This window comes from Roseivivax sp. CAU 1761 (genome assembly GCF_054482755.1).
On the sequence record NZ_JBTLRM010000026.1, the window covers coordinates 33,397 to 50,522 of the forward strand.

Here is a 17,126-nt window from a genome sequence, read left to right on the forward strand (position 1 = left end):
CCCCCCCCCCCCCCCCCCCCCCCCCCCCCCCCCCCCCCCCCCTCCCCCCCCCCCCCCCCCCCCCCCCCCCCCCCCCCGCGCCGCCGAGGCGGCGAGCGGGAAGACCTTGCCCGGGTTCAGCAGCCAGCCCGGGTCGAAGACGTCCTTGACCGCCATCTGCGCCTCCAGATCCGCGGGCGCGTACTGGTCGACCATCAGGTCGCGCTTCTCGATGCCGACGCCGTGCTCGCCGGTCAGGCAGCCGCCGACCTCGACGCAGAGCCGCAGGATGTCGGCGCCCATCGCCTCGCATTTCTCCAAGTCGCCGGGCTTGTTGGCGTCGAACAGGATCAGGGGGTGCATGTTGCCGTCGCCGGCATGGAACACGTTGGCGACGCCCAGCCCGTAGTCCTGCGACAGCTCGCCGATCCGGCGCAGCACCTCGGGCAGGGCGGAGACCGGGATGGTGCCGTCGAGGCACATGTAATCGTTGATCTGGCCCATCGCCCCGAAGGCCGATTTGCGGCCCAGCCAGATGCGCCCGGCCTCGTCGGCGTCCTGCGCCTCGCGCAACTCGACCGGGTCGTGGCCGCGGGCGATCTGCTTGATCAGGCCGAGCTGGTGGTCGATCTCGGCCTCCGAGCCCTCGACCTCGACGATCAGCAGCGCCTCGCAATCGGGGTAGCCGGCCTTGGCGAAAGCCTCGCAGGCGCGGATGCAGGGCCGGTCCATGAACTCGATCGCCACCGGCAGCACGCCCGCCTTGATGATGTCGGACACGCAGGCCCCGGCAACCTCGTTGGAGGCAAAGCCCATCAGCACCGGCCGCGCGCCCTCGGGCTTGGGAAGGATGCGCAGCGTCGCCTCGGTGACCACGCCGAGCTGGCCCTCCGAGCCGCAGACCAGCCCCAGCAGGTCGAGCCCGCCGGCATCGAGATAGGGGCCGCCGAGCTCGACCACCGTGCCGTCCATCAGCACCATGGTGACGCCGAGCAGGTTGTTGGTGGTGACGCCGTATTTCAGGCAATGCGCGCCGCCCGAATTCATCGCGATGTTGCCGGCGATGGCGCAGGCCAGCTGGCTCGACGGGTCGGGGGCGTAGAAGAAGCCGTCCTCCTCGACCGCGCCGGTGACGCTCAGATTGGTGCGGCCGCTCTCGACCCGGATGTAGCGGTTGTCGTAATCGACCTCGAGCACCGCGTTCATCCGCGCCACGCCGAGGATCACGCTGTCGGCCGAGGGCAGGGCGCCGCCGGCCAGCGAGGTGCCCGAGCCGCGCGGCACCACCGGCACGCCCTCCTCGTGGCAGACCCTCAGCGCCGCCGCCACCTCCTCGGTCGAGGCCGGCAGCACGACCGCCAGCGGCGGGCAGCGATAGGCGGTGAGCGCGTCGCATTCGTAGGCGCGGGTCTCGGCCGGGTCGGAGATCACCGCGTCGTCCGGCAGCACGGCGCGCAGCCGGGCGACGATCTCCTCCTTGCGGGCCAGGACGCGCGCATCGGGTTGCGGCATCTCCATGTCCGGATCCTCCTCGCTCTCCGCGCCGGCCCTCCCCCGGGGGCGCGCGGGTGATGGCGCAGATCTATAGCCGATCCGTCACGTTGACCACCGCATATCCGCGTGAGCCCGGGGCGGGCCTTGCGCCGCGCAGCGTTTCGGCGCAGGCCTTGCCGCCATGGATTGGGTGAAGATCGTGCATCTGCTCTGCGTGATGGGATGGATGACCTCCATCTTCGCGGTGCCGCGCGCGCTGATCTACTGGAAGCGCGAACACGACCGGCTGGGCGGCTTCGGGCCGCTGGGCGACCTGACGGTGCGGCTCTACCGCTTTTCCGCCGGGCTCGGGGTGATCGCGCTCGCCACCGGATTGTGGCTGGCCCATGGCTGGGGCTTCGCCGGCTGGGTCTGGCTCAAGCTGGCGCTGGTGGCGGTGCTGGCCGGGCATTACGGCTGGACCGGGCGGCTGGTGCTGCTGGCCCGCCGCGGCCGTTTCCCGCATTCCGACCGCTTCCTGCGCATCTTCAACGAGGTCAGCGTGGTTCTGGTGATCGCGGTGCTCTGGGCGGTGGTGGTCAAGCCGGCATGAGCGGCGGCACGATCAGCCCCGCGGAGATGCTGGCGCTGTTCTCGGCCCTCGACGTGGCGGCGGTGGCGACGCTCTTCGCGGCGTGGTTCGGCACCACGCTGCTGGTCGAGCATTCCCCGGCGCGCCGGCCCTCGGTGTCGCACCTGATGGCCGGGTTCCGGCGCGAATGGATGCGCCAGTTCGTCACCCGCGACCCGCGCATCTTCGATTCGCAGATCGTCGCCAACCTGCGGCAGGGCACCGCCTTCTTCGCCTCGGCCTCGATGATCGCGATCGGCGGCGGCTTCGCGCTGGTGGGCAATGCCGACCTGCTGCGCGGCGTGGCGAGCGACCTCGCCGTGGCGCGCGACCCGGTGGTGGTCTGGGAGGTGAAGATCATCCTGATGCTGCTCTTCGCCGCCAATGCCTTCCTGAAATTCGTCTGGTCGCACCGGCTGTTCGGCTATTGCGCGGTGCTGATGGCGGCGGTGCCCAACGATCCCGCCGACCCCGCCGCCTTCCCCCGCGCCGCGCAGGCGGGCGAGATCAACGTGGCCGGCGCGCGGGCCTACAATCGCGGCCTGCGCTCGGTCTATTTCGGCATCGCCTCGGCGGCCTGGCTGCTGGGCGCGGTGGCGCTGCTCCTGGCCGTGGCGGTCACCCTCACGACCATCCTGCGCCGGGAATTCGCCTCCCAGTCGCGGCGGGTGCTGATCGCGGGCGCGCCTCACCCGCGCGACACGCAAAGGTGACGGGCCATGCGGCGGCGCGCCTGCTAGGGAGAACGTCATGTCCAAGTCCCTGACCGCCCTTGCCCTGAGCCTGATCGCCGCCTCTTCCGGCCATGCCGACCCGGCGCATATCCTCGCGCTCGAGGCCGAGCGCACGGGCATGGGATGGCGCATCTCTGTGACGCTGGAACATCCCGATACCGGCTGGGGGCATTACGCCGATGCCTGGCGGATCGAGACCCCGGACGGGCGCATCCTCGGGCTGCGCGAACTGCTCCACCCGCATGTCGAGGAGCAGCCCTTCACGCGCTCGCTGACCTCGGTGATCGTGCCCGACGGCACCGGCGAGCTGCACGTGCGGGCGCATTGCAAGATCGACGGCTGGAGCGCCGAGACCCGGGCCTTCCCGATGCCGCGCGGCGGCTGACCGGGCCGGGACCGGGCGCCACGCGGACGCTGCCCCGGCGCCCCGATCCGTGCTAGGCTCGGCCGGAAACGGGCGCGCGGAGGCGGGGCCATGGCGGAACAGATCACCCTGCTGATCGGCACCACCAAGGGGGCGTTCCTGCTGCGCGCGGGGCCCGGGCGGGACAGCTGGCAGATGTCGGGGCCGTTCTGCGACGGCTGGCCGATCAACCACGTCATCGGCGATCCCGAGAGCGGCACGATCTGGGCCGCCGGCGGCAGCGGCTGGTCCGGCGCCGGGGTCTGGCGCAGCGCCGATGGCGGCGCGAGCTGGGACCTCGTGAAGCTGGCCGGCGGCGAGCTCGACGCCTGGTGCGCCGCCGATCCCGAGGCGGCGGCCCGGCTCGGCCTCGCGCCCGGCCCCGAGGCGCCCTTCACCGGCGAGGTCGAGGCGCTGTGGTCGCTGGGCCTCGGCGCCGGCGGCGTGCTCTATGCCGGGGCCAAGCCGGGGCGGCTCTATGCCAGCCGCGACGGCGGCCTGTCCTGGGCGCTGGTGCCCGGCCTGACCGAGCATCCCTCGTCCGGCGAATGGGAGCCCGGCGGCGCCGGGCTGGTCCTGCACAGCATCGTCACCGTGCCCCATGCGCCGGAGCGGCTCTGGGTCGGGATCTCGGCCGCCGGGGTCTTCGCGAGCGAGGACGGCGGCGCCAGCTGGGAGCGGCGCAACCGGCGTTCCAACCGCGTGTCCCCGCCCGACCATCCCGCGGGCGGCGACGGCACCGAACTCGGGCTCTGCGTGCACAACGTGGTGCGCGCCTCAGGGGGCGGCGACCTGCTCTACCAGCAGAACCATCACGGCGTCTTCCGCAGCCGCGACGGCGGGCGCAGCTGGGACGACGTGACCGACGGGCTGCCCTCCACCTTCGGCTTTCCCGTCGCGGTGCACCCGCAGGATCCGCGCACGATCTGGACGCTGCCGCTGAACGGCGACATGCAGGGGCGCTTTCCCTGCGACGCCCGCGCCGCGGTCTGGATGTCGCGCGACGGCGGCGAGAGCTGGACGGCGCAGCGCTGCGGCCTGCCGCAGGAGAACTGCTTCTTCACGGTGCTGCGCCAGGCCATGGCCACCGACCGCGCAGCCTCGGCCGGGGTCTATTTCGGCACCAATTCGGGATCGGTCTTCGCCAGCGCCGACGAGGGCGGCAGCTGGCGCGAGATCGCCCGTCACCTGCCCACCGTGCTGTCGGTCGAGACGCTGACCCGCCCGGCCTAGTCGGCGCGGGCGCGGTGCAGGTTGTGCGCCGCCTCGAGGTTGCCGGCGGCGCCGCGCAGCCCGGCGATCCGCGCCCCGGTCAGGTCGGCGGCGTCGAGCCGCGCCCCGGCGATGCTGGCGCCGCGCAGATCGGCGCCGGCGAGATCGGCGGTGGCGAGGTCGGCGCCGTCGAACACCGCCTCGCGCAAGTCGGCGAAGCGGAAGGTGACGCGCAGCAGCCCGGCCCCGGTGAAGTCGGCACCGCGCGCCGTGGCGCCGTCGAGCACGCCGCGCATCAGCCCCATCGACTGGTTGGTGGTGTCGGCCCCGAGATCGGCGCCGGTGAAGCGCGCCCCGGTGAGGTCGGCCTTGGTGAAATCCGCCGGCGCCCGCGCCCCGGTCAGGTCGGCGCCCGAGAGGTCGGCGCGGCCCAGCTGGGTCTGGAACAGGTTGGCGCCGCGCAGCGAGGCGCCGGAGAGATCGGCGCCGACCATCCAGGCCTGGGCCAGCACCGCGCCGTCGAGCCGCGCGCCCGACAGGTTGGCGCCGTTGAGCCGCGCCGCGCGCAGGCTGGCGCCGGCGAAGTCGAGCCCCGAGAGATCGAGCCCGTTGAGCCGCGCCCGGGTGAAATCCGCCGGCGCCTCGGGACCGGCCGCGGCGAGCCGTTCCGCGACCGCGTCGCGGGTCATCTCGGCCTCGGTCATCGCCGGGCCGGTGAGATCGACGCCCGCCATCGGCGATTGCGCCGGCGCCGGCAGGGCCGGCAGAACAAGCGCCGCGGCCAGGGCGGCCAGGGCGGCAAGGCGGGCACGGATCATCTTCGGCCTCCTTCCATCGCCAAGGCTAGCAGGGCCGGGCTGTAACCGCGGCCACCTTTGCGTGACCCCGCTCAGAAGAACGGGATCGCCAGCCCCACCGCGATCAGCGCGCCGCCCGAGGCGATGTTGATGCGGCGCAGCGCCCGCGGCGAGGAGAGCAGCCGCCGCGCCCGGTCGATCAACAGCGCCAGCGTCAGGTTGCCGACGAGCGGCACCGCCGCCGATAGCAGGGTGATCGCCGCGATGTCGGCCCAGCCCAGACGGGACAGGTCGAAGAAGCCGGGCAGCATGCCCATGTAGAACAGGATCGCCTTGGGATTGCCGAGGATCGCCGCCAGCCCGGCGACGAAGCCGGCCCAGCGGCCCGGCCGGGTCAGCCGGCTGTCGCGATCCGGCGGCGCGTCGGCATGGCGCAGGATCGCCGCCCCCATGCCGATGAAGGTCAGGCAGGCGACCCAGCGCAGCGCGGTCATCGCGCCGTCATGCGCCATCACCACCCAGGAGACGCCGAGAATGGCCAGGAACGGCCAGACGATGTCGCCCACCACCACGCCGAGCGCCAGCGGCCAGGCCGCGGCGAGCCCGCCCGAGACGGCGCGCGCGGTGATCGCCACCCAGACCGGGCCGGGGGTCAGGAACAGGATGAACAGCGCGCCGGCATAGAGCGCGAGGTCGGCGGGGCTGATCGTCATGTCGCCTCCCGGGGCTGGACGCGGCTTTCGCCGGCATCCTCGGTGATCTCGAAACGCTGGGCCCGGCGCCCCAGCTCGGCAAAGAGCTCGGCGCCGGTGCCGGTCATCCAGGCCTGGGCGCCGAGCGCCAGGATCTCGTCATAGAGCGCGGCGCGCCGCCCGGCATCGAGATGCGCCGCGACCTCGTCGAGCAGGAGGATCGGCGCCGTTCCGGTCTCGGCCGAAAGCGCCCGGGCATTGGCGAGGATCAGCGAGATCAGCAGCGCCTTCTGCTCGCCGGTGGAGCAGTCCGCCGCCGGCATCTCCTTGGCGGCGTAGACCGCCTCGAGATCGGCGCGGTGCGGGCCCACCAGCGACCGCCCGGCGGCGAGGTCGCGGGGCCGGCTCTCGGCCAGCGCCGCGGCCAGCGCCTCGGCGCCGTCGGGCTGCGGCCCCTCGCGGCTGACCAGCGCCAGCCGGGCCGCCGGGAAGGCGCTGCCGGCATCGTCCTGCGCCGCCTCGAGCCGGGACAGGGCGCGGCGCCGGTTGGCCTCGAGCCGGGCCCCGGCGCGGCCCATCTGGGCCTCCAGGGCGCGGTACCAGCCGGCATCGCGCACCTGGTCCTTGAGCAGCCGGTTGCGGTCGCGCATGGCGCGCTCGTAGCCCAGGGCCGCCTCGGCATGGTCGGGGGCGAAGCTCATCGCCACGCGGTCGAGAAAGCGCCGCCGTCCCTCGGCGCCCTCGATCCAGAGCCGGTCCATCGCCGGCACCAGCCAGAGCATCCGCACCAGCCCGGCCAGCGCCGTCTGCGGCACCGCCTTGTCGTCGATCCGCACGCTGCGCGGCTGCCCGCCCTCGGAGCGGGTGACGATCTCGCGCGGGCCCTGCGGGGTGGCGAGCGTCGCCGCCACCTGCCAGCCCGGGGCGTCCGGCCGCCGGGCGATCTCGGCCGCCGCGGCGCGGCGCATGCCGCGCCCCGGCGACAAGAGCGACACCGCCTCGAGCAGGTTGGTCTTGCCGGCGCCGTTGGCCCCGAACAGCGCCACCGGCCGGCCGTCGAGGGCCAGTTCGGCGCGCCGGTGCGAGCGCAGATGCGCCAGGGCGAGGTGGCTGATATGGAGGCCGGTCACGCGGACGCGTCCGGGATCGGGCAATGGCGGGCGCGGGTCACACCCGCATCGGCATCACGACATAGACCGCCGAGCTGTCCGAGCCCTCGCGCATCAGGGTGGGATCGCCCGAGGAGTTGAACAGGAACACCGCGTTCTCGCGGTCGACCTGGTTGGCGATCTCCAGCAGGTACTTGGCGTTGAAGCCGATCTCCAGCCGCTCGTCGCCATAGGCCACGGCGAGCTCCTCCTCGGCGGCGCCGCTGTCGGGGGCGTTCACCGACAGGATCAGGCGGTCCTCGTCGAGCTGCATCTTCACCGCGCGCGACCGCTCCGAGCTGACCGTGGCGACCCGGTCGACGGCGCGGGCGAACTCCGCGGCATCGACCTCCAGCCGGCGGGTGTTGTTCTGCGGGATGACGCGGGAATAGTCCGGGAAGGTGCCGTCGATGACCTTCGAGGTCAGGGTGATGTCCGGCGTGGCGAAGCGCACCTTGGTCTCGGAGACCGAGACCGCGATGTCGGCATCGTCGTCGTCGAGCAGCTTGCGCAGCTCGCCCACGGTCTTGCGCGGCACGATCACCCCGGGCATCGCCTCGGCGCCGTCGGGCACGGCGGCGTCGATGCGCGCCAGGCGGTGGCCGTCGGTGGCGACGCAGCGCAGCACCCGGCCGTCCTCGCCCTCGGCGATGTGCATGTAGACGCCGTTCAGGTAGTAGCGCGTCTCCTCGGTGGAGATGGCGAATTTCGACTTGTCGAAGAGCCGCCGCAGCACCCCGGCCTTGGCCGAGAAGTTGGCGGCGTATTCCGACGAGGCCATGACCGGGAAATCCTCCCGCGGCAGCGTCGCGAGCGAGAAGTTCGAGCGGCCCGCCTCCACCGTCAGGCGGCCGGCGGCGCTGTCCTCGGAGAGCGTCACGAGGGCGCCGTCGGGCAGCTTGCGAACGATCTCGTGCAGCACCACGGCCGACACCGTGGTGGCCCCGGCGCGCCCGACCTGGGCGGGCGCGCGGTCGACCACCTCGATGTCGAGATCGGTGGCGCGGAAGCGCACCGCGTCGCCCTCGGCCTCGACCAGCACGTTGGCGAGGATCGGGATGGTGTTGCGGCGTTCGACGACCGACTGGGCCTGGTTGACGGCCTTGAGCAGCGTCGCGCGTTCCATGCTGAATTTCATCGACGTCTTCCCTTCGCCCCCGGTCGTTTGCGCGCGCCGGCCTCGCCGGAGCGGGGCGCGCGTCCTTCGTTGCCGTTTTGTCCGACGCTTTTCCGGGGGCGTCAAGGCCGGGGGCCGCCCGCGGGCGGCCCTGACACGGAGTGTGACGGGCGGGGCTCAGGCGCGCCGCGGCGCGCCCGGCCTCATTCCTCGAGGGCGCGGCGCAGCAGCTCCAGATCCTCGGCCATCTGCGCGTCCTGACGCGACAGCTCCTCGATCCGGCGCACGCCGTGCATCACCGTGGTGTGGTCGCGCCCGCCGAAGCGGCGGCCGATCTCGGGCAGCGACCGCGAGGTCAGCTGCTTGCACAGATACATCGCCACCTGCCGCGGGCGGGCGAAGCTGCGCACCCGCTTCGGGCCGATCATGTCCGACAGCCGGATGTTGTAATGCTCCGCCACCTTGCGCTGGATCTCGTCGATCGAGACCTTGCGCTCGGAGGCGCGCAGCACGTCCGACAGGCATTCCTGCGTCAGGTCGAGATCGACCGGCCGTCCGACCAGCGAGGCGAAGGCGTAGAGCCGGGTCAGGGCGCCTTCGAGCACGCGGACATTGGTGGAGATGCGGTGGGCGAGGAATTCCAGCACGCCGTGGCGCAGCTCGACCTCGGGGTAATGGTCGCGCTGGGCCTCGCACTTGGCCTGCAGCACGCCGAGGCGCAGCTCGTAATCGGTGGGGTGCAGGTCGACCACCAGGCCCGATTGCAGGCGCGAGCGGATGCGGTTCTCCATTTCCTTGATCTCGTCCGGCGCGCGGTCGGCGGAGATGATGATCTGCTTGTTCTGGTCAACCAGCGCGTTGAAGGTGTGGAAGAACTCCTCCTGGGTCGAGTCCTTGCCGGCGATGAACTGCACGTCGTCCACCATCAGCACGTCGACCGAGCGGAACATCTCCTTGAAGTCCATCATCTTGCGGTCGCGCAGCGCCTGCACGAAGCGGTACATGAACTGCTCGGCCGAGAGGTAGAGCACGTTGAGGCCGGGATTGCGGCTGCGCAGCTCCCAGGCGATCGCGTGCATCAGGTGGGTCTTGCCGAGGCCGACGCCGCCATAGAGGAACAGCGGGTTGAAGCTGACCGAGCCGCCATCGGCGACGCGGCGCGCGGCGGCATGGGCAAGCTCGTTGGGCTTGCCCACCACGAAGGTGTCGAAGGTGAAGCGGCGGTCGAGCGGCGCGCCGGGCAGGATCTCCCCGGCGCCCGCGGCGCGGGCCGACAGGGGCGCGGCTTCGGCGCCCCCGTCCTCAGCGGCCGGACCGGCCGCCTGCGGCGCCTCGGCCGCGGCGCGGGGGGCTGAAGGCCCGCCCGCCGTGGCGACGGCAGCGGCGCGCGCCGGGGCCCGCGTCGCCGTGTCGGCGACGCGGAATTGCAGCCTGCGGACCTGCGAGGAGACGGCGCTGAGCTGCGCCAGAAGCATGTCGCCGTAATTCTGCGACACGTAGGTCCGCATGAAGTTCGTGGGCGCCCGCAGGATCGCCACCGAGCCGTCCATCCCGTCGAAAGCGAGCGGTTCGATCCAGGTGCGGTAATTGTTCTCGCCGATCGTCTCGCACAAGCGGCTCTGCAGTGCGCCCCACTGTTCCTGTGTCATGATACCCCAGTTCCGTACCCAAGCTCTGCTCGATCCGCCGATGGCGGACCCCCAACATACGCGGCCACACCGACCCTTGGGCACAACTGAGCCGTCCGCTGCCCAACGGCGCGGCTGACCTGTTGCGGTGGCGCCGTGGCGCAACCGGAGGTCCCGCCGGGGCCCGATCCCCTGCGCGTTCCGGTTGCGCTGAGCGCTCGTGTAAAGTGCTGGACAGAGCCGGTTGCCCGGCATCGACGACGAAGGTGGCAGCCTTCGCCGCAGCGCGAAACGATTGGACCCTCGCCGGTCAGACGTTCCGCGGTCTGTCCCCCCAAAGCGGTTGTGTGACTCGCACCCGGATAATTGCCGGTCCGGCGTAAGGCTTCAACGGATCTTGTCGCTTGACTCACGCAAAGGGGGGAAAGAATCTCGGAAGCCTCTCAAAAATGTCACAAAAAAGAAAAAGCCCCACATGTAGTGGGGCTTCTTCCGAAAAAACTATATGTCGTGGGCGTTTTCAGGCCTGCTGGCCGAGAGCCTTCACCCGCGAGGCCAGGCGCGACATCTTCCGGGCCGCGGTGTTCTTGTGGAAAACGCCCTTGGTGACGCCGCGCATCAGCTCCGGCTGGGCCGCGCGCAGGGCCGACTGGGCCGCGTCCTGGTCGCCCGAGGCGATGGCTTCCTCGACCTTGCGGAGGTAGGTGCGGATGCGCGAGCGGCGCGCCTTGTTGACGGCGTAGCGCTTCTCGTTCTGGCGGGCGCGCTTCTTGGACTGCGGAGTGTTGGCCATGGATCGATCCTCTGGGTCGAAATTTCACAATGTCGGCGCACGTGGCTCCGCCGGGATCGACCGGATCGAATCTTGCCAAAGCGGGCATCACGCGCATGTCACGGGCGCCTATAGAGCAGGCGCCCGCGCCGGGCAAGCCGATTCCGGCCCTATTCGTCGCGGAACTGCGCCGCGCGCTTCTCGAGGAAGGCCGACATTCCTTCCTTCTGGTCGCCGGTGGCAAACAGCGCGTGGAACATCCGCCGCTCGAAGAGCAGCCCCTCGGAGAGCGGCAGTTCGAAGGAGCGGTTCACCGCCTCCTTCACCGCCATCGCGGTGAGCATGGACTTCTCGGCGATCTTCTGCGCCGCCGCGGTGGCCTCCTCCATCAGGTTCTTGGCCGGCACGACGCGGCTCACGAGGCCGGAGCGCTCGGCCTCCTGGGCGTCCATGAAGCGCCCGGTGAGGTGCATGTCCATGCTCTTGGCCTTGCCCACGGCATGGGTCAGGCGCTGGGTGCCGCCGATCCCGGCGACCACGCCGAGATTGATCTCGGGCTGGCCGAACTTGGCGTTGTCGGCGGCGATGATGAAGTCGCACATCATCGCCAGCTCGCAGCCGCCGCCCAGCGCGTAGCCCGCCACCGCCGCGATCACCGGCTTGCGGACCTGGGTGACGGCCATCGCCTCCTTGCCGAAGAGATCGCCGAGGAAGACCTCGACGAAGGTCTTTTCCGACATCTCCTTGATGTCGGCGCCGGCGGCGAAGGCCTTGGAGGAGCCGGTCAGGATGATGCAGCGCACCCGGTCGTTGGCCTGCGCGTCGCCGAGGGCCTGCGAAAGCTCGGTGAGAAGCTGCGCGTTCAGGGCGTTCAAGGCATCCGGGCGATTCAGTTTGATGGTCGCGACGTCGTCCTCGACCTCGACGATGATCGTCTCATACGCCATGCGGGCTGGCTCCGATTGTTCCCGTCAGTCCGGAACGCTTATCACTTCGTCGCGACCGTTCAAGCTATCTTTGGCAGCGCGGACAGTAGAAGCTGGAGCGCCCCGATTGCACGATCCGCCGCACCGTGCCGCCGCAGCCCGGGCGCCGGCAGGGCGCGCCCTCGCGGCCGTAGACATCGAAAGAGTGTTGGAAATACCCCAGCTCGCCATCCGCCCGGCGGTAGTCGCGCAGCGACGAGCCGCCGGCGGCGATGGCGTCCTCGAGCACCTGCCGGATCACCGGCACCAGCGCCGCCGCGCGCGCCCGCGACAGCCGCCGGGCCCTGCGGGCGGGGTGGATTCCGGCCCGGAACAGCGCCTCGCAGACATAGATGTTGCCGAGCCCCGCGACGATCTTCTGGTCGAGCAGCGCCGCCTTCAGCGGCGTGTTGCGCCCCGCCAGCGCGTCGGCCAGATGCGCCTCGTGAAAGCCGTTGCCCAGCGGCTCGGGCCCCAGCGCGGCGAGCAGCGGATGCGCCTCGGCCCGGGCTGTTGCCATCAGATCCATCGCCCCGAAGCGGCGCGGATCGTTGAAAGTAATGCGCGCGCCGCCCGCCATGTGGAACACCACGTGGTCGTGTTTCTCCGGCGCCGGGTGGTCGTGCACGAAGCGGCCCAGCGCATCGCCCGAGACCAGCATCCGCCCGGTCATGCCGAGATGCACCAGCAGCGTCTCGCCGGTGTCGAGATCGGCCAGCAGGTATTTCGAGCGGCGCCGGAGCCGGTCGACCCGTGCGCCGGTCAGCCGCTCGGCCATGCGCTCCGGGAACGGCCAGCGCAGATCCGGGCGGTTGACCTCGGCGCGGGCGATGCGGCCGCCCTCCAGCACCGGGGCCAGGCCGCGGCGCACCGTCTCGACTTCGGGCAGTTCGGGCATACCTGACGGGCCTCTCGTTGTAGTCGGTGCGGCGCGCCCTATAAGGAGGGGGAACCCGGAGCAACGGCAAGTGACATGACGGAAGACCGCGGAAAGACCACGCATTTCGGGTTCGAGGACGTCCCCGAAACGGAAAAGGCCGGGCGCGTGCAGGGGGTCTTCTCCTCCGTGGCCAGCCGCTACGACCTGATGAACGACGCCATGAGCCTCGGCATCCACCGGCTCTGGAAGGACGCCATGATGGACTGGCTGGCGCCGCGCCGCGGCCAGCGCCTGCTCGACGTGGCCGGCGGCACCGGCGACATCTCCTTCCGCTTTCTCAAGCGCGCCGGATCCGGCCATGCCACGGTCTGCGACCTGACCGAGCCGATGCTGGTCGCCGGCCGCGCCCGCGCCGAGGCCGAGGAAATGGCGCACCAGCTCGACTGGGTCACCGGCGACGCCATGAAGCTGCCGTTTCCCGATGCCAGCTTCGACGTCTACACGATCAGCTTCGGCATCCGGAACGTCACCCGCCCCGAGGTTGCGCTGGCCGAGGCCTACCGCGTGCTCCGTCCCGGCGGCCGGCTCATGGTGCTCGAGTTCAGCCAGGTGCCGGTGCCGGCGCTGGCATGGGCCTACGACCTCTATTCCTTCAACCTGATCCCGGCGATGGGGCAGGTGCTGGCCGGCGACCGGGCGAGCTACCAGTACCTCGTCGAATCGATCCGCCGCTTCCCGGACCAGGAGACCTTCCTTGGCATGGTGCGCCACGCCGGCTTCGAGATGGCCAAGTACCGCAACCTGTCGATGGGCATCGCCTGCCTGCATTCCGGCTGGAAGATCTGATGCGCGGACCGCACAATTTCTGGCGCCTGATCCGCACCGGCGCGACCTTCGAGCGCACCGGCGCGATGGGCGTGGTGCTCGACGCATTCGACGCCCCGCGGCCGCTCCGGGTGGCCTGCCGGGTGCTCGGCTGGCCGTTCAAGTGGCTGGGCCACGAGGGCGATCCGGTGGCGCCCCCGGCGACCCGGGCGCTGGTGGCGCTCGGCCCGGCCTACATCAAGTTCGGCCAGATCCTGTCGACCCGGCCCGACGTGGTGGGCGAGGACATGGCGTCGCAGCTCCGGGTGCTGCAGGACAAGCTGCCGCCCTTCACCATCGCCGAGGCCAAGGCCGCCATCGCCCAGGATCTGGGCGTCTCGCCGGATGCGGTGTTCTCGCAGTTCAGCGCCCCGGTCGCCGCGGCCTCGATTGCCCAGGTGCACAAGGCGCGGCTCGCCGAGACCGGAGAGACGGTGGCGGTCAAGGTGCTGCGCCCGAGCATCGAGCGCGCCTTCCGCAAGGACATCGATGCCTTCTACTTCGCCGCCAAGGCCGTCGAGCGGCTGGCGCCGTCCTCGCGCCGGCTCAAGCCGATGGACGTGATCCGGCATTTCGAGGGCGTGGTGATGGGCGAGCTCGACCTCCGGCTCGAGGCCGCCTCGGCGTCGCAATTCGCCTCCAACACCGCGACCGATCCGGGTTTCCGGGTGCCCGAGGTCAAGTGGGGCCTGTCGGGCAAGCGGGTGATGACGCTGGACTGGGTCGAGGGCCTGCCGCTCGGCGACAATGCCGCGCTCGACGCCGCCGGGCACGACCGCCGCGAACTGGCGGCGCGGGTGCTGCAGCTGTTTCTCAACCACGCCCTGCGCGACGGTCTGTTCCATGCCGACATGCACCAGGGCAACCTCAAGGTGGCCTCGGACGGCGCCATCGTGGCGATCGATTTCGGCATCATGGGCCATATCGACGAATATACCCGCCGGGTCTATGCCGAGATCCTCTACGGCTTCATCCGCCGCGACTACCGCCGCGTCGCCGAGGTGCATTTCGAGGCCGGCTACGTGCCCGCCGACCGCGACATCGACGAATTCGCCCGGGCCTTGCGCGCGGTGGGCGAGCCGATCTTCGGCATGGATGCCACGCGGATCTCGATGGCGCGGCTGCTGGCCTATCTTTTCGAGGTCACCGAGCGCTTCGGCATGGAGACCCGGACCGAGCTGATCCTGCTGCAGCGCACCATGGTGGTGGTCGAGGGGGTGGCGCGCTCGCTCGATCCGCACATGAACATCTGGAACGCCGCGCGGCCGGTGGTCGAGGCCTACATCACCAATGCCATCGGCCCCAAGGCGGTGGCGCGCGATCTTGGCGCCACGCTCAAAGTGCTGGCGCGCTTCGGCCCGCGGCTGCCGGGCATGGTCGAGGAACTGCTGATCATGCAGGGCCAAAGCCGCCAGCGCGAGGAACGCGCGAGCTGGCGCGGCGCGGTGATCTGGATGGGCCTCGGCGGCGCGCTGGCCCTGTCCTTCGCGGCCAGCGTGGCAGCCTTCGGCTGAGACCCCGGGGGGCCGCGCGACCGCGCAGCTCCCGGCGCCGGCCGCGCCGCGCGGCAGCTCGGCGCGACGGCTCGATTGCCGGCGACCCTCCCGCGCCGCCGCGGCGCCGGGGGCGGTCCGGAACCGCCGGGCAGGGCCTCGCCGCCGGACCGGCCTTCGGACCCGGGGCTGCCTTCCGGCCCCGGTTTCTTGCAGAGACCGGCCATCCGGTCCTGCACGGGGTTTCGTCAGAACCCGGATCTGCCGGCAGACAGGGGCCTCTCGGCAAACACCGGCCCTGAAGCCTGGCGTAGGGATGTCGCCCGGCGCGAACACGGCGCGTCCGCCCAGTTCCGCCAGCCAGTTCCGCCAGCCGCCGGCCCCGATGCCAGGCGCCCGCCGGGCCAAGAAGCAGCGGTTCAGTGTCCAACGCCGCCCGCCGGACCTTCGGCCTGCTGCAAGCCGCCGACCCTGCCGCCGGGCGCGGTCGCGCCGCGGGCCACTGTTCCGCCGCCCAGCGCCGTCGCTGGGATACCGGCCCTGCGGCGCGGCGGCGGTTCTGCCCCAATCTCCCGCCCGGGGTGCCGCCCGGCCGCCGGCCATCGGCGCCCGGTGGCAGGCTGTGCCGGGTGGCGCCGACCCGTCGCCGGATGCGGCCCCCGGGATCCACCACCGTTCCTGCCCTCCGGCAGGCCATCCGCCCTCCTTCCCGCGCGGCCCGAAGGCGGGCCGAATCGTGCGCCGGGGAGAACCGACTCGCCTTGACCCGCCGCCGGGCTGCCAAGTCGCGCACGCGTTGCTGGGCTCGCCTCGCGCCCGCTCGAAAGGCCACCGGCGCCCGCGCCGGGCCGGTGCGGATCCGTCTATCCTCCGACGCGCAGCCCCGCGACCGCGGTTTCGGCGATCTCCTCGCCGCCGGCGGTGCGCAGGATGGCGATGCCGTCCGGGCCCCGCCGCGCCTCGGTGACCGGCACGTAGACCTGGGCCGGGGCCTCGCCGATCAGGGTCTCGCCTTGCCAGCTTTCCACCACGAACCGGTACGGCCCGGGCGCGCCCTCCGGCCCGGGCGGGCCGTCCCAGACCGCCGCGCCGCCCGCCGGGTCGATCGCCACCCGGTCGAGCACGGCGCCGTCCGCGGTCTCGACGCGGAGCAGCGCCGTCTCGGCGCCGGCTTCCGGCACGGTGTGGAGCCGCAGCGGGGTTCCGTCATAGGCCGCGGCGACCGGCGCCAGCACCTCGGCGCCGATCCAGTTGCGCAAGTCCTGCAGCTGGCGGGCCGGGCCGCCCGACAGGGCGGCGCCGATCTCGCGCAGCAGGTCGTTGGTTTGAACCTGCTGTTCCACGGTGGAGAAGGCCGCCAGCTGCGCCGCGTATTCGCTGGAATCGAGCGGGTTCAGCGGGTCCTGGTTGCGCGCCTGCACGGTGAGCATCTTCAGGAAGGTCTCGAAATCGCCGGCCAGGCTGGTGCCGCGCGCCGCGGGGTCCGCCGCGGCCGCGACCGCCGGCGGCGCGCCCGGCGTCGCGGGCGTCCGGGTCGGGGAGGAGGCGGGGGCCAGGGGGGTCGGGTCCATGCAATGTCCTTACAGCAACAGGTCCAGCCCCTCGGCCGCAGCGGCGGCGGGGCGCGGATCGGGGGCGGGCGGCGCCGCGGCGGCGCCCGGGGGATGCGGCGCGCAGCCAGCCTGCCGTGGCGGCGGATCCGGGTCGCCGCCAGAAAAGGCGAAGCTGAGACCGCCGAAGCCGGCCTCCGTCAGGTCGCGCGCGAGCTCGCCGATATGGCGCCGCAGCATGTCCAGCGTTTCCGGGCGCTCGGCGCTGATCGTCACCGCCAGCCCGGCCTCGCCCGGGGTCAGGCGGAGCTGCAGGCGGCCCAGTTCCTCGGGCGCCAGGCGCAGCTCGGTCGTGCCTTCGCGGCGCCGGGCAATGACCTCCGTGACCTGGCGCCAGGCCGGCGGTAGCGGCGCGGCGGGGCCGGGCGCGGTGGCCGCAGCGGGCGCGCCCGGGCCGATGGGCTCGGCGCCGCGGATCGGGGCGGCCTCGGGCACCGGCGGCGCCTCCTCCGGGAGCACAGGGCCGGGCGGATGTGCCAGGCCGGGCGCGGTCGGACCCGGGGCTGCGCCGCGGGTGGGCCCGGCGGCCGGGGCGGGGAGGGGCGGGGCAGGGAGGCCCGTCGCCGGCGCGTCCTGGACCGGTGCGGCTGGCCCGGGCAAAGCATGCGCGGCCCGGGGCTCCGCGCCTGTCGGTGCCGCGGGCGGCGCCTCGGGCGGGCCGCTCTGGGGCGTGGCGGGCCGGGCGCCGGCGGCCCTCTCCGGCGAAGCGTTCGGGGCACCGGCAGGCG

At 72.2% G+C, this 17,126-nt stretch carries 17 protein-coding genes; 6 read left to right on the forward strand and 11 right to left on the reverse strand.

Annotated features, from left to right (window positions below; all coding sequences use genetic code 11):
- On the reverse strand, positions 1 to 1,497 hold a 1,497-nt coding region (locus tag ACXYMW_RS14785), incomplete at its 3' end, for an FAD-linked oxidase C-terminal domain-containing protein (RefSeq protein WP_459036093.1).
- A gap of 157 nt (positions 1,498 to 1,654) precedes the next feature.
- Here ACXYMW_RS14785 and ACXYMW_RS14790 point away from each other — a divergent pair.
- The 4 genes from ACXYMW_RS14790 to ACXYMW_RS14805 all read left to right on the forward strand — a co-directional run bounded on the left by ACXYMW_RS14790 (position 1,655) and on the right by ACXYMW_RS14805 (position 4,453).
- Positions 1,655 to 2,065: a CopD family protein gene (locus tag ACXYMW_RS14790; RefSeq protein ID WP_459036094.1), complete on the forward strand. Its 411-nt coding sequence runs from the start codon at positions 1,655 to 1,657 to the stop codon at positions 2,063 to 2,065.
- Positions 2,062 to 2,796: a DUF599 domain-containing protein gene (locus ACXYMW_RS14795; protein ID WP_459036095.1), complete on the forward strand. Its 735-nt coding sequence runs from the start codon at positions 2,062 to 2,064 to the stop codon at positions 2,794 to 2,796. The genes ACXYMW_RS14790 and ACXYMW_RS14795 overlap by 4 nt, the downstream gene beginning before the upstream one ends.
- A gap of 37 nt (positions 2,797 to 2,833) precedes the next feature.
- Positions 2,834 to 3,202 carry a hypothetical protein gene (locus tag ACXYMW_RS14800; RefSeq protein WP_459036096.1) on the forward strand — a complete coding sequence of 123 codons (369 nt, stop codon included), beginning with the start codon at positions 2,834 to 2,836 and terminating at the stop codon, positions 3,200 to 3,202.
- A 90-nt stretch (positions 3,203 to 3,292) separates the two neighbouring features.
- The gene (locus ACXYMW_RS14805; RefSeq protein ID WP_459036097.1) at positions 3,293 to 4,453 is read left to right on the forward strand and encodes an exo-alpha-sialidase; all 1,161 of its coding nucleotides are present in this window, start codon (positions 3,293 to 3,295) and stop codon (positions 4,451 to 4,453) included.
- Here the strand turns inward: ACXYMW_RS14805 and ACXYMW_RS14810 are convergent.
- From ACXYMW_RS14810 to mutM, 8 genes are all read right to left on the reverse strand, one after another.
- On the reverse strand, positions 4,450 to 5,250 hold the full coding sequence (locus ACXYMW_RS14810) for a pentapeptide repeat-containing protein (protein WP_459036098.1): 801 nt from the start codon (positions 5,248 to 5,250) through the stop codon (positions 4,450 to 4,452). The genes ACXYMW_RS14805 and ACXYMW_RS14810 overlap by 4 nt on opposite strands.
- A 71-nt stretch (positions 5,251 to 5,321) precedes the next feature.
- On the reverse strand, positions 5,322 to 5,942 hold the full coding sequence (locus tag ACXYMW_RS14815; protein WP_459036099.1) for a LysE family translocator: 621 nt from the start codon (positions 5,940 to 5,942) through the stop codon (positions 5,322 to 5,324).
- A complete protein-coding gene (recF, locus tag ACXYMW_RS14820; RefSeq protein WP_459036100.1) occupies positions 5,939 to 7,051 on the reverse strand; it encodes a DNA replication/repair protein RecF in 1,113 nt (370 codons plus the stop codon). Before recF ends, ACXYMW_RS14815 begins: the two co-directional genes overlap by 4 nt.
- Positions 7,052 to 7,088: 37 nt before the next feature.
- Positions 7,089 to 8,207 (reverse strand): DNA polymerase III subunit beta, encoded by a 1,119-nt coding sequence (dnaN, locus tag ACXYMW_RS14825; protein WP_459036101.1) that lies wholly within the window; start codon positions 8,205 to 8,207, stop codon positions 7,089 to 7,091.
- 182 nt (positions 8,208 to 8,389) lie between these two features.
- The gene (gene dnaA, locus ACXYMW_RS14830; RefSeq protein WP_459036102.1) at positions 8,390 to 9,835 is read right to left on the reverse strand and encodes a chromosomal replication initiator protein DnaA; all 1,446 of its coding nucleotides are present in this window, start codon (positions 9,833 to 9,835) and stop codon (positions 8,390 to 8,392) included.
- 499 nt (positions 9,836 to 10,334) lie between these two features.
- The gene (gene rpsT / locus ACXYMW_RS14835) at positions 10,335 to 10,607 is read right to left on the reverse strand and encodes a 30S ribosomal protein S20 (RefSeq protein WP_459036103.1); all 273 of its coding nucleotides are present in this window, start codon (positions 10,605 to 10,607) and stop codon (positions 10,335 to 10,337) included.
- Between the two features lie 149 nt (positions 10,608 to 10,756).
- Entirely contained in the window at positions 10,757 to 11,533 is a 777-nt protein-coding gene (locus ACXYMW_RS14840; protein WP_459036104.1) for an enoyl-CoA hydratase, read from the reverse strand.
- Positions 11,534 to 11,597: 64 nt separating this feature from the next.
- A complete protein-coding gene (mutM, locus tag ACXYMW_RS14845; RefSeq protein ID WP_459036105.1) occupies positions 11,598 to 12,449 on the reverse strand; it encodes a bifunctional DNA-formamidopyrimidine glycosylase/DNA-(apurinic or apyrimidinic site) lyase in 852 nt (283 codons plus the stop codon).
- A 75-nt stretch (positions 12,450 to 12,524) separates the two neighbouring features.
- Here mutM and ubiE point away from each other — a divergent pair, with 75 nt between their 5' ends.
- Together ubiE and ubiB are read left to right on the forward strand one after the other, a co-directional pair.
- On the forward strand, positions 12,525 to 13,277 hold the full coding sequence (gene ubiE / locus ACXYMW_RS14850; RefSeq protein WP_459036106.1) for a bifunctional demethylmenaquinone methyltransferase/2-methoxy-6-polyprenyl-1,4-benzoquinol methylase UbiE: 753 nt from the start codon (positions 12,525 to 12,527) through the stop codon (positions 13,275 to 13,277).
- Positions 13,277 to 14,809 (forward strand): 2-polyprenylphenol 6-hydroxylase, encoded by a 1,533-nt coding sequence (gene ubiB, locus ACXYMW_RS14855; RefSeq protein ID WP_459036107.1) that lies wholly within the window; start codon positions 13,277 to 13,279, stop codon positions 14,807 to 14,809. Before ubiE ends, ubiB begins: the two co-directional genes overlap by 1 nt.
- Positions 14,810 to 15,651: 842 nt before the next feature.
- Here ubiB and ACXYMW_RS14860 read toward each other — a convergent pair.
- A complete protein-coding gene (locus ACXYMW_RS14860; RefSeq protein ID WP_459036108.1) occupies positions 15,652 to 16,359 on the reverse strand; it encodes a flagellar hook capping FlgD N-terminal domain-containing protein in 708 nt (235 codons plus the stop codon).
- Between the two features lie 9 nt (positions 16,360 to 16,368).
- Entirely contained in the window at positions 16,369 to 16,833 is a 465-nt protein-coding gene (fliK, locus tag ACXYMW_RS14865) for a flagellar hook-length control protein FliK (protein ID WP_459036109.1), read from the reverse strand.
- Positions 16,834 to 17,126: the final 293 nt, after the last annotated feature.

Excerpts from the sequence above, each read along its gene's own strand:
- ACXYMW_RS14790 (WP_459036094.1), top strand. The coding sequence starts at position 1,655 with ATGGATTGGGTGAAGATCGTGCATCTGCTCTGCGTGATGGGATGGATG.
- ACXYMW_RS14795 (WP_459036095.1), top strand. The coding sequence starts at position 2,062 with ATGAGCGGCGGCACGATCAGCCCCGCGGAGATGCTGGCGCTGTTCTCG.
- ACXYMW_RS14800 (WP_459036096.1), top strand. The coding sequence starts at position 2,834 with ATGTCCAAGTCCCTGACCGCCCTTGCCCTGAGCCTGATCGCCGCCTCT.
- ACXYMW_RS14805 (WP_459036097.1), top strand. The coding sequence starts at position 3,293 with ATGGCGGAACAGATCACCCTGCTGATCGGCACCACCAAGGGGGCGTTC.
- ACXYMW_RS14810 (WP_459036098.1), bottom strand. The coding sequence starts at position 5,250 with ATGATCCGTGCCCGCCTTGCCGCCCTGGCCGCCCTGGCCGCGGCGCTT.
- ACXYMW_RS14815 (WP_459036099.1), bottom strand. The coding sequence starts at position 5,942 with ATGACGATCAGCCCCGCCGACCTCGCGCTCTATGCCGGCGCGCTGTTC.
- dnaN (WP_459036101.1), bottom strand. The coding sequence starts at position 8,207 with ATGAAATTCAGCATGGAACGCGCGACGCTGCTCAAGGCCGTCAACCAG.
- dnaA (WP_459036102.1), bottom strand. The coding sequence starts at position 9,835 with ATGACACAGGAACAGTGGGGCGCACTGCAGAGCCGCTTGTGCGAGACG.
- rpsT (WP_459036103.1), bottom strand. The coding sequence starts at position 10,607 with ATGGCCAACACTCCGCAGTCCAAGAAGCGCGCCCGCCAGAACGAGAAG.
- ACXYMW_RS14840 (WP_459036104.1), bottom strand. The coding sequence starts at position 11,533 with ATGGCGTATGAGACGATCATCGTCGAGGTCGAGGACGACGTCGCGACC.
- mutM (WP_459036105.1), bottom strand. The coding sequence starts at position 12,449 with ATGCCCGAACTGCCCGAAGTCGAGACGGTGCGCCGCGGCCTGGCCCCG.
- ubiE (WP_459036106.1), top strand. The coding sequence starts at position 12,525 with ATGACGGAAGACCGCGGAAAGACCACGCATTTCGGGTTCGAGGACGTC.
- ubiB (WP_459036107.1), top strand. The coding sequence starts at position 13,277 with ATGCGCGGACCGCACAATTTCTGGCGCCTGATCCGCACCGGCGCGACC.
- ACXYMW_RS14860 (WP_459036108.1), bottom strand. The coding sequence starts at position 16,359 with ATGGACCCGACCCCCCTGGCCCCCGCCTCCTCCCCGACCCGGACGCCC.